Source organism: Ligaoa zhengdingensis (assembly GCF_014384885.1).
In the GTDB taxonomy this organism is placed as follows: domain Bacteria; phylum Bacillota; class Clostridia; order Oscillospirales; family Ruminococcaceae; genus Ligaoa; species Ligaoa zhengdingensis.
The window spans coordinates 1-15,442 of record NZ_JACRST010000024.1; the positions used below are offsets into that span (position 1 = coordinate 1).

The 15,442-nt window shown below is 58.6% G+C and carries 8 protein-coding genes; all 8 read left to right on the plus strand.

All coding sequences use genetic code 11. The annotated features are described in order from the left end of the window. Positions 1-195, plus strand: a 195-nt coding sequence (locus H8711_RS11550; protein WP_249283604.1) for a hypothetical protein, incomplete at its 5' end; no start/stop codon positions are given. A gap of 244 nt (positions 196-439) precedes the next feature. Then, the gene (locus H8711_RS11555) at positions 440-7,252 is read left to right on the plus strand and encodes a glycoside hydrolase family 2 TIM barrel-domain containing protein (protein ID WP_249283605.1); all 6,813 of its coding nucleotides are present in this window, start codon (positions 440-442) and stop codon (positions 7,250-7,252) included. Between the two features lie 208 nt (positions 7,253-7,460). After that, on the plus strand, positions 7,461-8,504 hold the full coding sequence (locus tag H8711_RS11560; protein WP_249283606.1) for a LacI family DNA-binding transcriptional regulator: 1,044 nt from the start codon (positions 7,461-7,463) through the stop codon (positions 8,502-8,504). 263 nt (positions 8,505-8,767) lie between these two features. Then, on the plus strand, positions 8,768-9,613 hold the full coding sequence (locus tag H8711_RS11565) for a glycyl-radical enzyme activating protein (RefSeq protein WP_249283607.1): 846 nt from the start codon (positions 8,768-8,770) through the stop codon (positions 9,611-9,613). Continuing rightward, a complete protein-coding gene (locus H8711_RS11570) occupies positions 9,610-11,685 on the plus strand; it encodes a pyruvate formate lyase family protein (RefSeq protein ID WP_249283608.1) in 2,076 nt (691 codons plus the stop codon). Before H8711_RS11565 ends, H8711_RS11570 begins: the two co-directional genes overlap by 4 nt. A 12-nt stretch (positions 11,686-11,697) precedes the next feature. Then, positions 11,698-13,194, plus strand: a complete 1,497-nt coding sequence (locus tag H8711_RS11575; protein ID WP_249283609.1) for a sugar ABC transporter ATP-binding protein — start codon at positions 11,698-11,700, stop codon at positions 13,192-13,194. A gap of 13 nt (positions 13,195-13,207) precedes the next feature. After that, the gene (locus H8711_RS11580) at positions 13,208-14,170 is read left to right on the plus strand and encodes an ABC transporter permease (RefSeq protein ID WP_249283610.1); all 963 of its coding nucleotides are present in this window, start codon (positions 13,208-13,210) and stop codon (positions 14,168-14,170) included. Positions 14,171-14,413: 243 nt separating this feature from the next. After that, positions 14,414-15,442 (plus strand): sugar ABC transporter substrate-binding protein, encoded by a 1,029-nt coding sequence (locus tag H8711_RS11585; RefSeq protein WP_249283611.1) that lies wholly within the window; start codon positions 14,414-14,416, stop codon positions 15,440-15,442.

Here is a 15,442-nt window from a genome sequence, read left to right on the forward strand (position 1 = left end):
AAAGTGGAAGAGGAGGGGAAAGAAAGCAAAGGGGGCGGAGAGATTTCCGATGGCGGGATGGAGGACGAAGGGCGGAAGCGCCTCTCCAAACGCGCTGAGGCGGGTCACCCCTTAGGGGTATTCACCTTCAAAGACCATATATTGAAGCAGAAAATTATAATTTATGAACCTGAAATTATAATTTTTTCACCTTGATTATTCATTTTCACCAAAGATTAGGCGAAAAACTTTTTCGGATAATTTTCCGAAATTTATATATTGTTCCGTTTTATGCATTCCCAAGATGGGCGCAAACTTCTATAATAAAAGTTACTAGAGCGCTCCACAGAACAATTTGGACTGCGTTTTTCGTGTTGTGGGGGATTCGATGCCGGAGGTAGGCCGCGGGATGCGGCCAAAGTGCGGTTGGGAAAAAGCAACAAAAAGAAAGGGTGGAGACATGAAACGGATCAATGGAAAGAGATGGATCAGCCTGCTGTTAGCGGGCGCGATGGCGCTGCAAACCGGCGCAGTCAGCGTTTTTGCCACGGAGGAACCCTTGGCGGGTGCCAACTGGGAAGAGGTCGAAATAGGCAGCGACGTGTGGGAGACCCCCGAGATTCCCCGCGCGGCCAAGAGCCTGGCGGGCGTGGCACAGCCGGAGATTGTGCTGAACGAGACGACCGGGGACGGCACCTGGAAGTTTTTGTTCGAGGTTCCCGATTACAAAACATCCGGCATTCCTGCTCCTACAGCGGAGCAGCAGGACTTTGATTTCACCGTGTGGGCGGACGAGCAGTGGGAGGATATCAAGGTTCCCGGCGAACCGCTGATGCAGGGCTTCGACATCCTGAACAACAACGAATATTATTATCAGCGCGAGATTACAATTCCTGAAGATTACGCGGGCAACCGGGTATTGGTGCGCTTTGACGGCGTGTACTCCAACGCGCGTGTCTGGATCGACGGCAAGTATATCCGCGCCCATGTGGGCGGTTTCACCACTTGGGACTGCGATATCACCGATTATGCGGCGCCCGGTCAGACGGTCACCATGACGGTGGGCGTTGCGGATATCTATACCAACACCAAGGGCATCTGGAACCCCGATGGGGCGCAGGTGAACAACCCGGCTAATGCGGCCGAATACGCCCACCACAACATGGGCGGCATCAACCGCGATGTGAGCCTGGTGGCGATGCCGTACAACTACATTGCACACACCTATATCAACACCGACTTTGACGCAAATTTTATCGATGCGGATCTCGAAGTCACTGCACAGGTGGGGCTGCTTTCGCAGGACGCCACCCTCAAAGTGGAGCTGCTTGACGGCGACGCTGTAGTGACCGCTGCCGAGGTTCCCTTCGAGCGTGAGCAGGCCCAGCTGCAAAACCTGCCTGAGCTGCTCGCCGAGGCGAACACGCTGATTGCGGAAAACGCAGACAATCTCTACGAGGGCGAGACCGGCGAGATCGGCCAGTACTCCAAGGCGGCGTACAATACCCTGGTGGAGAAGCGCGACGCGGCGCTCAAGCTCATCTACGATTCGATGGAGCTTTCCGCAGCGAAAAAAGTCACTATCCCGGTGGCAGCTCCCAAGCAGTGGGACGCCGAACACCCGAACCTGTACACCCTGCGCACCACCCTGCTGGTGGACGGTGAAGAGGTTCAGGTGAACGAGGAGCGGTTCGGCTTCCGCGAGATTCACTACGGCGGCCGCGACGGCACCGATGTGAACCGGGTGTATGTCAACGGCAAGGAGGTCAAGCTGCGCGGCACCTGCCGGCACGACGTCTCCTACGACCTGGGCCGCTCGATCACCCGCGAAAACGCTTACGCGGAGATCGCAGCCTACAAAAAGGCCAACATCAACCACATCCGCACCTCCCACTACCCGGCGGACGAAAACCTGCTGGACGCCTGCGACGAAATGGGCATCTATGTCGAGCAGGAGACCGCGGTCTGTTTCCAGGGCCCCTGGGCGGACGTGGCCAGCAAATATGAGGATTTTGGTCCGCAGTTCACCGAGATGATCGAGCGCGACCGCAACCGGCCCTCCATCCTTATCTGGTCGCTGGGCAACGAGTCCAACTATAACAAGGTCAAGAGTCAGTCGGGCGGCGACGCGTTCGGGGATGAACGCGCCTATCTGGAGGACGTGGATCGCACCCGCCCGTGCATCTTCAGCTTCCCGAACACCGGCGAACCGGCCAACCTGTACGACATCTACAGCCAGCACTACGCGGGCGTGACCGGCGGCATGGGCAGCAGCGGCAAGCCCGTCCTGCACGACGAATACGCGCACATCGCCTGTTACAACTTGGATGAGCTGCAGCGCGACGTAAACGTGCGCAACTTCTGGGGCGAGAGTGTGAAAAAGGGCTGGGAGAACATCTTCCAGACTGCCGGCGCCCTGGGCGGCGCGCTGTGGGGCAGCGTGCTCGACGCCTACCTGCGAGAAAAACCCGAGGCGTACCTCACCAAGAAGGCATACTCCCCTGTGCGCGTGGTGGAGGAAGACTGCTATGTTGCGAACAACGTCCTCAACATCGCGGTGAAAAACTGGTTCGACCACACCAACTACAACGAGCTGGAGCTCGAGTATTCGGTGGACGGCGGCGAGGCGAAGAGAATCGCTGTGACCAACGACATCGCACCGCACTCCAACGGCGTGGTGACGGTGGAAGGCATCGACAGCAACGCACAGACCGTCAACCTGAAATTTTACACCCAGGACGGCACCATGGTGGATGAATCCAACGTGAAGCTGGCCGAAATCGCCTACAGCTTCACCCCGGCCAGCGAGGCCGCGCCGGCCATCGCGGATGAGGCGGATCAGATTGTTGTGAGCGGCGAGGGCTTCTCGGTCGCGTTCAGCAAGGAGACGGGGCTCATCAGCGAGGCGAAGTTCGGCGATCAGGTGCTGATCACCGGCGGCCCGTACCTGAACCTCAACGGCAACAGCATGAAGAGCTGGATCCCGGCGGAAATCGACGGCGTCACCGCCAAGATCGAGGGCAACCTGGCGGTTGTCACCCTGAACGGCGCGTACAAAAACGGCCAGGGTATGCGTTTTGATCTCAAGATTTCCGGCAACGGCATCATCACCACCGACTACACCCTGACCACCGCGCCCGCCTCCGGCAGCGGCCTCAAGGAAGTCGGCCTGAGCTACGACATCCCCGGCGGCGTGGAGAGCGTGAGCTGGCTGCGCAACGGCCTGTACAGCGCTTATCCCGAGGATCACATCGGCCGCAACGAGGGCACGGCGCTCAAGGTGCGCGAGAACGCGGACACCGAGCCCGACCAATACGGCGTGCTGCCCAAGTGGCCCTGGAAGGACGATATGAAAAACTACTTCGTCTATGCCACCGATGACCTCAACAACGGCGTCATGACCAACGATTTCAAGACCATGCGCGAGCACATCTGGTATTACGACGTCAACTACAGCTCGGATGAGAACGCACCCTGCATCAGCGTGGAGGCGGACGGCTCCGGCGAGGCGGCGCGCGTGGCGATCACCTACGACCTCGGCTACATCGACGACCGCGATTCCAGCATCGTCTACGAGGGCGGCTGGGGCACCTACAACGCCAGTGCGGACTACGCGGGCACCGAGACCTTCAGCACCACGCTGGGTGCGACCGCCGAGCTCACCTTTGAGGGGACCGGCGTGCGCTACATCGGCTCCAAGCAGAACAACGTGGGCAAGGTGAAGGTGTACATCGACGGCGAGTTCAAGGAGGAGATCGACACCTACAGCAATCTGGGCAACGAGCTCAAGCAGTCGGTGATCTACAGCATCGAGGGTCTGGAGAACGGTACCCATACGATTAAATTGGAGACCTCCGGCGGCAAATTTAACTGCATCGTGGTGGATGCGTTTGAAGTGCTCAAAGAGGGCGGCACCACCATCAAGGAGGACACCCAGCTCATCATCAACAACCAGTGGTACTACCCCAACCTCGGCTGGGGCAACTACACCGGCAGAGCGGGCAGCCTGGCGAACGGTTCCAAAGGCTCCTCCACCATCCGCCTGACCAATCAGAAGAATTTCACGGTTGGCGTGATCCCCTCCGTCTCCAACGTGGTTGTGGCCGAGGGCGAAAACAACGAGCTCAGCGTCAGCTATGAGCTGAAGAATCCCACCGAGGATACCGCTGTTGAGCTGCAGTGGTACCGCGTGCCGGTGGGCGACCCCGACAGCAAGGCGCAGGCGATTGAAGGCGCGACGGGCGCAACGCTGGACGCCTCCGGGCTTTCGGCCAACAAGGTGTACTGCACCGTAACCCTCAAGGAGGGGGATGTGTCCGGTTCCACGGTTAAGAGCAACGCGGTGGAGATCGGCAAAAACCTCTTCCGCTATGTCGATATCGTGGAGGATTCCACGCTGTTCACCTTTGAAGGTGAAAAAGGCGAGGAGTACAAAACGGATGCGGATAAATCCTGGACCGCCAACGCCTACAACAAGACGGTCACCTACCTGATGGATACCAAGAACCCGGCCTCCGTGTCCTTCCGCTTCACCGGCAGCGGAATCCGCTGGGTGGGCGCCAAGGAGAACAACCAGGGTATCGCACATGTAGTGATCGACGGCGGCGACCCGATCCCGGTCGACCTGTTCGACGCGAATGCGACCACCGGGACCCAGGTGAACGAGGTACTCTTCGAGCAGATCTGGGAGGAGACCGGCAGCCATACCATTGAAATTGTGCGCACCGGCGAAAAGAATGCGGATTCCCTGGCTGCGAACATCAGCCTGGACGCGTTTATCGTCATCAACAAGGACGGCGCGGGCGTCGCTGTGGAAAGCGTGACCGTGGAGGAGAACGCTGACGGCGCTTTGGAAGCCGCCTGCACCATCGTCAACGGCGACGAAGAAGACGCGCGCTACCAGTGGTACAGCCGCGAGGCCTACAGCGCGGACGGCTATGCGAAGGGCACATCCGCACCGGTAGAAGGGGCCACCGAAAAGACCTATATCCCGGTCCCCGAGGATGCGGGCAAGCTGTTCTCCTGCGAGGTTACCCCGGTCGCGGGCGACGAGACCGGTATCCCCATGATGAGCAGCAACGAGGTGCTGGTGGGCGCCCTCATGGTGGATGATACTGATGAGGCTGTTCAGTATCCGGACGATGCGGCCCACGATACTTCGGATATGCCTTATTTGACAGGGACTGATCCGTATAACGGCACGATCAGCTACTTTGCGGGTGGCGCGCTGACGTTTAGCTTCAACGGCACTGGAGTCGTCTGGATCAGCGGATATGATCAGTATGAAAGCGCCGCAAAGGTAGTGGTTGACGGCGGCGATGAGGAAACCGTTACCGTAAAGGGCAACGGCAAATGGGATTTCAATCAGTATGATGTTTACCGTGTAACCGATCTGGAGCCCGGGGATCACACAATCACCATCACCCCCGGATTTGGAACCTACAAATACAGCAACATCGACGCATTTATGATTCTCAACCCCGGCGAGGAGCAGCCCGAGGTAGTCATGGCGGAGTTGGAGGCCGCGCTGGAGGAAGCCCCTGCTGAGGAGAAACCGACGGAGGAACAACCCGAGGAAACACCGGTGGAGGATGGACAGCCCGCCGCAGATACGGAGCCTGAGGATGTGCCGGAGGTAGCCGCTCAGGTACTGGGCGCGTACACCGACGAGCAGCTTGAGGTGGTCATCGCTGAGCTGACCCAGGCGATCGCGGACTTTAAGGCGTCCCAGATCACCGAGACCCCCTCCGACGTAGACAAGACCGCGCTGAAGGCGCTGATCGCGGCGGTCGAAGGAAAATACGACGAAAACTGCTATACCGCGGCGAGCTGGAAGGCTCTGACCGAGGCTCTGAATGCAGCGAAGGCGGTCGTTGCTGACGCGGCTGCAACCGAGAGCCAGGTATTCGACGCGTACCTCGCGCTGGTAGCGGCGCGCGACGGCCTGACCTACGCGCCCGACAAGAGCCTGCTTACGCTGGCGGTCGAGATCGCGGAAGACCTGTTGAAGGACGAAAGCCTGACTGCGGCCACGAAGGAAGCGCTACAGGCGGCAGTGAACAGCGCGAAAGCGGTGCTGGATAACGCGGACGCGACGCAGGCTGAGATCAACACCGAGTACGAAGCGGTGATGACCAGGATCACCGAGCTGGTGAAGGCGGATAAGACCCTGCTGAGACAGCTGATCGCAGCGGCGGATGCATTGGAAGAAGGCAACTACCGCCCGAGCAGTTGGGCGAACCTGCAAGCGGTGCTGACCGAGGCGAAGGCAGTGGAAGCAAACGGCAACGCGACCGAGGCGATGATCGCAGAGGCGTGCAGCAAGCTGACAGCCGCAATCAACGCATTGCAGAGCGAGTTCAACTATGCGGCGATCAACGCAGCGCTCAAGCTGGCGAAGGAGATCCTGGCTGACAGCAAGTACGACGAGGCGAGCAAGACCGGCCTGGCAGAGCTGGTTGCCGAAGCGGAAGCGCTGTGCGAGAGCGACGAAGTAACCCAGAAAGACCTCGACGACATGGCAAAGAACCTGACCCGCGCGGTCGCGAAGGTGCGCCTGGCGCAGGCGGTGGCCGAAGTGAACGGGCTGAACGCGGCGCGTTACACGGCGGCGAGCTGGAATGCGGTGCAGGCGGCGCAGGCGGAAGCGAAGGCGCTGCTGGCGAACGAAAACGCGACGGCAGAAGAGCTGACCGGCGCAGCGACCAAGCTGGCGAACGCAGTGAAGAGCCTGGTGAAGAAGAGCGGCTCGAGCGGCTCCGTTTCTAAAGTAAGTGACAACGATTACTGGAACGAGATCATCGAGAAGATCAACGGAACCGAAAAGGGCGGCACAGTGAAGGCGACGCTGGAGAGCGGAGCGATGACGCCTGCGACGGTGATCGATGCAGCGGCGGCGAAGGGCGTGAAGCTGAACGTCGAGATCGGCGGCAAGGCATACCTGCTGAGCAATTACGCGATCGACGCATCCGCAGTGTACTACAGCGCGGCGGAACTCATCGCAATGGCGGACGGCAAAGCCCCGGCTGCGGGCGATGCGGCTGGCAGCGGCAACGCCAACCCGGAGACGGGCGGCGAGGTGGCAGCGACGGTGCCGAACGCGGCGGCGCCTGCTGGCGAAGCGAACAGTGCGAGCGAGACGATCGGCGGCGCGCAGCAAGCGGCGGCGGAGCAGGGCGAGAACCTCTCGGGCCTGTGGCTGCTGGTGCTGGCGGCTGCGGCTATCGGCGGCGCGGCTACCCTTGTGATCCGAAGAAACGCAAAATCTAAGTAAATACGAATCGAGCTGGATCCCCGGAGCTTCCAAGTGAAACTCCGGGGTTTTTTATCTCCAATACTATACAAAATAGGTATATTTTTAATCGAAATTTCTACATGTTAATTCGTATTCTAATACTGGACAAAAAAATAATAAAATGTTACAATAATCTTAATGTTAACGATAATGTTGCCGGGTTATTACAATACTGGAGTGGTAGAAAATGAAAGCAGGAAAATCCAAGCAGACCGCAACACTGAAGGACATCGCACTCAAAACAGGATATAGCATCAATACGGTGTCGCGCGCACTGCGCGACAAAGATGATATCGCCCCGGCGACACGTGAGAAGATCAAGCAGGCGGCCCGCGAAATGGGACACATCAACAACATGATCGCCTCGTCGCTGCGCCTTGGGTACACCAATACCATTGCGGTGATCCTGGGCGACGTCTCCAACCCGCATTTTGCCATCATGATGAAGGAGATCGAGGAGCGCGCGCGGGAATGTGGCTACTTTTCCTTTTTGATTAACACCGATGAGGACGAAGAGCTGGAGCTCAAAGCGATCCAGTCTGCGCTCAACAAGAATGTCGACGGGATCATCATCTGTCCCACCCAGCGCTGCGAGGAGAATATTCGCTACCTCAAGGCAACCGGGGTGCCGTTTGTGCTGATCGGACGCCGTTTTGAAAACATCCCTGCGGATTACGTCATCTGTAACGACGAGCTGGGCGGTTACCAGGCCACCAAGTACCTATTGGACCACGGCCACCGCGATATCCTGATGATGCACGGCCCGAGCTACATCTCCAGTGCCAAGGAGCGCCTGGCGGGGTATCTCAAGGCCTACGAGGAGGCGGGCCTGCAGGTGGACGACCGCCTGATCTGCGAGGTGCCCGTCACCGCCAACGGTTGCCGCCAGGTGCTCGATCGGGTTTTGGAGCAGGAAATTCCGTTTTCTGCGGTGTTCGCGTTCAGCGATCTGCTCGCGTGGGACGCCTGGTCCTACCTCAAGCAGCGGGGCTACCGCATCCCCGAGGATTATTCGGTGATCGGCTTCGATAACATCCAGTCGCGACTCACCCTGCCGTTCCGGCTCAGTTCGATCAGCTCCTACAAGGGCCGGATGTCGGTGAGCGCAGTCGATCTGCTGGTGAGCCTCATCCAGGAGGACCGCACCGACAGCCAGCCGCGCGAGGTCGTCATCGATACCAAGCTCGCCGAGGGGGACACGGTGGGCAGCTGCTCCGCTGTCCTCGTCTGACAGCGGAGCACACGGGCGTAAAAGGGACAGGGACGTTTACCGGCAATGCCGGGGACGTCCTTTTTGTTTGGCGGATTTCCCGCGGGGTCTTGTTTTTTTGTACAGGGAACTTGATGGAAAGTTGGGGGAAATGCTGAAATCCTCCCGATTGCCCCAAATCCGGTTGACAAGAGAGGAAAATTCTTTTATTATTTCATTAACGATAATGTTATCGATAACGTGAACGATAATAACTCGAATTGACAGGGAAAAGATGAGGGAAAATGAAGAAGGGCACGATATTTGATTTGAAAGAATTCGCCGTCTACGACGGGCCCGGGCTTCGCCAGACGGTATTTCTCAAGGGCTGCCCGCTGCGCTGCAACTGGTGCCACAACCCCGAGGGGCTGCGTGTGGAGCCGCAGCTCATGGTGAGCACCCCCTCCTGTACCGGCTGTGGCAGGTGTAAGGAGGTCTGCAAGCACGAGACCTGCATCGCCTGCGGCGAATGCGTCGCGGTCTGCCCCCTGCACCTGAGGCGCATTGCGGGCCAGGTGATGACTTCACAGGAGCTCGCCGACCTGATTCTGGAGAACAGCGATTACTATGCGAAGTACGGCGGCGGCGTGACCTTTTCGGGCGGGGAGCCGCTGCTGCAGGCGGAATTCCTGCTGGAGGTGCTTTCGCTGCTGCCCGGCGTCCACAAGGCGATCGAGACCTCAGGCTTCACCGACGAAGAGACCTTCCGGCGGGTGGTGGAACAGCTCGATTATGTCATCATGGACATCAAGCTGTTCGATGAGGAGCTCCACCGCAAATACACCGGTGTGAGCAACTCCAAAATTTTGACCAACGCAAAACAGCTCTGCGCGGGCGACAAGCCGTTTGTCATCCGCATCCCGGTGATCCCCGGGGTGAACGACAACGAGGAAAACTACCGCCGGACCGCCGAATGGATTGCGGGGGCGAAGATGCTCGAACAGGTGGAGCTGCTGCCCTACCACAAAACCGCCGGCGCCAAATATACGATGGTGGGCGAGAAATACCGCCCGTTGTTCGACACCGACCAGAAGGTTCAAATATTACAAAATATATTCAGAGAGTATGGAATAAGGAGTAGTGTGTTATGACAGATCGTATCCAAGCTATGCGGCAATTTTTCATCACCGATAGGAAACATCACGCGGTGAGACGGCCGCCCGCCGACCCGATGGAGCTGGCGCGCCGGTTCGAGCGGGAGAACACCCCGGATTACGACCGCGCGGCCATCCGTTTGTGCCATATGCTGGAGCAGGAGAAGCCGGTGCTGTTCGAGGACGAACGGATTGCGTTTACCCGCACGATATCCACAGTGCCGGAGATCTACACCGAGGAGGAGCTCACGGCGCTCAAAAAGGAACACTGGATTCACGAGCTCGGCGATGTGAGCAACATCAATGTGGATTACACCAAGCTGCTCGGCTGCGGCTTCGACGCCAAGCGGGAGGAGCTGCGCGGCTACCTGCGCGAGTATGAGAAGCAGGGGGATGAACGGGCGGTGCACGTTCTTCAGACCCAGATCAGCATTCTGGACACGGTGCAGAACCTTGCGGACCGCTACCGCCAGCTGGCTCTGGAGCAGGGCAACCGCGTGGTGGCCGAGAGCCTGGCGCAGGTGCCGGCCAAGCCGCCGCGCAGCTTTCTGGAGGCGCTCCAGATGTTCCGCATCATCCACTTCACCATGTGGTGCGGCCGCAACTACCACAACACGGTGGGGCGCTTCGACCAGTACATGCTCCCCTATCTGAAAGCCGATCTCGAGAAGGGAATCTACGACCTGGACAGCGCGCTGGAGCTGCTGGAGGAGTTCTTCCTCACCTTTAACCGGGACAGCGACCTCTACCCGGGTATGCAGCAGGGGGACAACGGCCAGAGCATCGTGCTGGGCGGCCTCAACGAGGACGGCACCGACAGCTACAACATCCTCTCCGAGCTGTGCCTCAAGGCCAGCCTGGAGCTCAAGTTGATCGACCCGAAGATCAACCTGCGGGTACATAAGAACACCCCGGTCGAGACCTATGTGCTCGGCACCCAGCTCACCAAACAGGGACTGGGCTTCCCGCAGTATTCCAACGACGACGTGGTCATCCCGGGGCTCCTCAACCTCGGCTATGAGAAAAAGGACGCTTACAACTACGCGGTGGCGGCCTGCTGGGAGTTTATCATCCCCGGCGTAGCGATGGATGTCCCCAACATCGAGGCGCTCTCCTTCACCAAGGCGGTGGAGAACGCGGTGTTCGAGCATTTGGAGGATGCCGAGAGCTATGATGCGTTTCGTGAGATTGTCCGTAGGAACATCTTTTCCCAGGCGGCGGACCTGTGCGGGAGCGTGAGGAACCTGTACGTCTACCCGGCGCCCTTCCTATCGCTGATGATGGAGGGCTGTGCGGAGAAGGCCCGCGATATCTCGCTGGGCTGCAAATACAACAACTACGGCCTGCACGGCACCGGCATTGCAACCGCGGCCGATTCGCTGGCGGCCATCAAAAAATATGTGTTTGAGGAGCAGAGCGTCGGAAAGCAGGAGATGATCGACGCGCTGAAGGGCGACTTCGCCGGACACGACCTGCTGTGCAATAAGCTCCGCTACGAAACTCCAAAGATGGGCAACAACGTCGATTATGTCGACGAGATCGCGGCCGGATTGCTCGCCGATTTCGCCGATTCTGTCCAGGGCCGCACCAACGACCGCGGCGGCATTTTCCGCGCGGGCACCGGCTCGGCGATGTATTACATCTGGCATTCCAAGGATATGCCCGCAACGCCGGATGGACGGCACAAGGGGGAGGGAATTGCAGCCAACTATTCCCCCAGCCTGTTCAGCCGCTGCAAGGGCCCGGTTTCGATCATCAAGTCGTTTTCCAAGCCGGATCTCAAGCGGGTAATCAACGGCGGCCCGCTCACCCTGGAGCTGCACGACACGGTATTTCGTACCGAAGACAGTATACAAAAGGTAGCGCTTTTGGTAAAATCGTTTATGGACCTGGGTGGACATCAATTGCAGCTCAACTCGGTCAACCGCGACACCATGCTGGACGCGCAGAAACACCCCGAGAACTACCGCAACCTGATTGTGCGCGTCTGGGGCTGGAGCGGGTACTTTGTGGAGCTTGACCGTGAATACCAGGATCACATCATCCAGAGAATGGAACTGGTAGTGTAAGGAGGAAACAGGATGGCTTATTTGCAGTTGCAGGGAATTTCCAAGTTTTTCCACGGCGTGCGCGCGCTCAACCAGGTCAGCGTGGAGATCGAACGGGGAGAAATCCACGTGCTGATCGGGGAAAACGGCGCGGGCAAATCCACATTGATGAAGATCGTCGCGGGCCTGTACCAACAGGACGAAGGGACGATTCTGCTGGACGGCCAGGAGGTGCGCTTTGGCGGGCCGCTGGATGCGATCCAGCACCACATCTCCATGATCCACCAGGAGCTGATGCCGATCCCCTACCTCACGGTGGCGGAGAACATCTTCCTGGGCCGCGAGCCGCTCAACAAGGCGGGTCTATTGGACAAAAAGAAGCTGATCGCACAGGCGGAGGAACTGTTCCAGATGATCGGCATCGACATCGACCCGCGCACCGAGATGCGCCGCCTCAGCGTGGCGCAGATCCAGCTCGTCGAGATCGCAAAGGCGGTTTCGTTCAACTCCCAGGTGCTCATCATGGATGAGCCCACCTCGGCCATCAGCGACAAGGAGATCGAAAAGCTCTATAAGCTGATCTTCAAGCTCAAGGCAGACGGGGTGGCGATCGTGTTCATCTCGCACAAGCTGGATGAGATCTTCCGCGTGGCGGACAAGATCACGGTTTTGCGTGACGGCGATTTCATCGGCACCAAGCCGGCGTCCGAGCTGGACAAGGACACGCTGATTTCCATGATGATCGGCCGCGACCTCACCAACATCTATTACAAGGAGCCGGTTCCCATTGGGGAGCCGGTGTTGGAGGTGCGGAACCTCACCAAGGCAGGGCTGTTTGAGGATATCAGCTTCACCCTGCATCAAAACGAAATTTTGGGCATCGCGGGCCTGATGGGCGCGGGGCGCACCGAGCTGGTGGAGACCATTTTCGGTATGCGAAGCGCGGACAGCGGCCAGATCTTAATCAAGGGCAAAGAGGTGTCTATCAAATGCCCGACCGACGCACAGAAAAATGGGCTGGCCCTCATCCCGGAGGACCGCAAGAAGCTGGGGCTGGATCTCAAGGATTCCACCGGCTTCAACATTAGCCTGTGCGACCTCAATGAATTCAACCGCTGCGGGATGATCGATAAAAAGACCGAGGCTGCGCGGGTGGACGACATGATCCGGGAGATGAACGTCAAGGTCACCTCCCGCAAATCGCCGGTGGTGTCGCTTTCGGGCGGCAACCAGCAAAAGGTGGTGCTCGCCAAATGGCTGATGACCGCGCCGGACATCCTCATCATGGATGAGCCGACCCGCGGCATCGACATCGGCGCGAAGACTGAGATCTACAAGCTCATCACCAAGCTGGCCCAACAGGGCAAATCGGTTATCATGGTGTCGTCCGAGCTGCCCGAGGTCATCGGCATGAGCGACCGCGTGCTGGTGCTCTGCGCCGGCCATCTCACCGGGGAACTGACCGGTGAACAGATCAACCAGCAGGATATTATGAGATGCGCGACCAATCAAGTCGCGTCTGTACATTGAGGAGGTAATGGCAATGGCGACCAAACAACTTGCGGCGTCCCCGGTAAAAAAAGTGGCGGGTAACCTTTCAAAATACGGTATTTACATCGCATTCGTCGTGATGTGCGTGTTTTTCTCGATTTTTAACCCCCTGTTCCTGACCCCCGGCAACATCATCAACATCGTCCGTCAGGTGTCCTTTAACGCGATCCTCGCCATGGGCATGACCATGGTTATCATCACCGGCGGTATCGACCTGTCGGTCGGTTCGGTGCTCGCCCTCGCGGCGGTTATCACCGCCAGCTTTGTGAAAACAGCCAACCCGCTGCTGCCTGTGCCCGTTGCGCTGCTCATCGGCCTGCTCATCGGCGCGGCATGCGGCCTGTTCAACGGCTATGTCATCACCAAGGGCAAGCTCGCCCCGTTCATCGTCACCATGGTCATGATGACCATGGCCCGCGGCGCGGCGCAGCTCTTCACCAAGGGCCGCCCGGTTACCGGCCTGCTTGAGAGCTTCGACTTCCTGGGCGCGGGCTTCATCCTCCGCATCCCGGTGCCCATCTACATCCTAGCGCTGGTAGTCATCATCTCCCATTTTATTTTGAGCTGCACCAAGACCGGCCGCTATATCTACGCGGTGGGCGGCAACGAGCAGGCCGCTGCGGCGTCCGGCATCAAGGTGCGCCGCGTCAAGCTGGTGGTGTACACCTTCTCCGGCGTGATGTCGGCCCTGGTGGGCATCATCCTCACCGCGCGCCTCAACTCCGCTTCGCCTGTTTTGGGCAACGGCTATGAGCTTGACGCCATCGCGGCCACCGTCATCGGCGGCGCCAGCATGGACGGCGGCAAGGGCAAGGTGATTGGCACGCTGGTCGGCGCGCTCATCATCGGCACCATCAGCAACGGCCTCGATATCCTCAATGTCTCGGCCTACTGGCAGCAGATCATCAAGGGCATCATCATCCTGGTGGCTGTGCTGCTGGACAAGAAGGACTGATCTTACTGACCCCTTGGCGTCCGGGCGCAAAGTACCATGCCCGGACGCCAGATCCTCCTTATCGCAGGAAGATTGGTTCATTCGTCCAACTTGTATCAGACATTTTCAGTGAAATATCCGAATTTACCTAAATTTCGCAAAAACAATTGACAAGTACCAAAAAAATTAGTAAAATGGCATTAACGATAATGTTAACGATAAGGTTAACGTTAATTGGAACATGAACTTTTAGGAGGAAACGAAATGAAAACTCGCAAATTATTGGCACTGGCACTTTCGGCCGTGATGGCCTCCGCGCTGTTCACCGGTTGCGGATCGACCCCCTCGTCTTCGGCTCCGGCTCCGGCGCCCGAGTCGAGCAGCGCCGCTTCCGCCCCTGAGGCAGAGCCCTCTTCCACCGCTGACAAAGAAGAGATCGTCATCGGCTGCACCCTGCAGAACCTGTCCGAAGAATTTATGACCATGCTCAAGGGCGCGATGGAGATCAAACTGAAGGAGTACGACAACGTCAAGCTCGTGGTCAACGACGCTGAGAGCAAACCGGACAAGCAGGCTTCCCAGCTCGACAGCTTTGTCGCTCAGAAGGTCGATGCGGTCATCATCTCCCCCGTTGACGCCGACGCGCTGGCCCCGGCCGTGAAATCGGTTGTTGACGCTGGTATCCCCGTTATCACCTGCTCCGCCGACGTGACCGGCGACATGGGCCAGGTGTGGGTCGGCTCTGAGAACGAGAACGGCGGCCAGATCGAGGCCGAATTCGTCGCTGAACAGCTCGGCGGCAAGGGCAACGTCGCCATCCTCCGCGGCCCTCTGGGCGCTTTCGCGGAGCAGGGCCGTTTCAAAGGCTATGAGGCTGCGTTTGCGAACTATCCCGATATCAAAATCGTGTTTGACCAGACTGCGAACTGGCAGCGTGAAGAGGCCATGGCTCTGGTTGAGAACTGGCTGACCACCGGCACCCAGATCGACGCGATCCTCTGCCAGAACGACGGCATGGCGCTGGGCGCCCTCGAGGCTGTCAAAGCGGCCGGCAAAAAGGATGAGATCATCATCGCCGGTATCGATGCCATCCAGGATGCGCTGGATTCCATCAAAGCGGGCGAGCTGGACGCGACCTGCTTCCAGGATGCGATCGGCCAGGGCGAAGGCGCTCTGGAGATGGCTGTGAAAGCGGCCAACGGCGAGAAGATCGAGCGCAACAACATCCCCTTCGAGCTCGTCACCAAGGATAACGTTGACGGCTACTACAGCAGAATCAAACTTCCCGAATAA

Excerpts from the sequence above, each read along its gene's own strand:
- H8711_RS11555 (WP_249283605.1), top strand. The coding sequence starts at position 440 with ATGAAACGGATCAATGGAAAGAGATGGATCAGCCTGCTGTTAGCGGGC.
- H8711_RS11560 (WP_249283606.1), top strand. The coding sequence starts at position 7,461 with ATGAAAGCAGGAAAATCCAAGCAGACCGCAACACTGAAGGACATCGCA.
- H8711_RS11565 (WP_249283607.1), top strand. The coding sequence starts at position 8,768 with ATGAAGAAGGGCACGATATTTGATTTGAAAGAATTCGCCGTCTACGAC.
- H8711_RS11570 (WP_249283608.1), top strand. The coding sequence starts at position 9,610 with ATGACAGATCGTATCCAAGCTATGCGGCAATTTTTCATCACCGATAGG.
- H8711_RS11575 (WP_249283609.1), top strand. The coding sequence starts at position 11,698 with ATGGCTTATTTGCAGTTGCAGGGAATTTCCAAGTTTTTCCACGGCGTG.
- H8711_RS11580 (WP_249283610.1), top strand. The coding sequence starts at position 13,208 with ATGGCGACCAAACAACTTGCGGCGTCCCCGGTAAAAAAAGTGGCGGGT.
- H8711_RS11585 (WP_249283611.1), top strand. The coding sequence starts at position 14,414 with ATGAAAACTCGCAAATTATTGGCACTGGCACTTTCGGCCGTGATGGCC.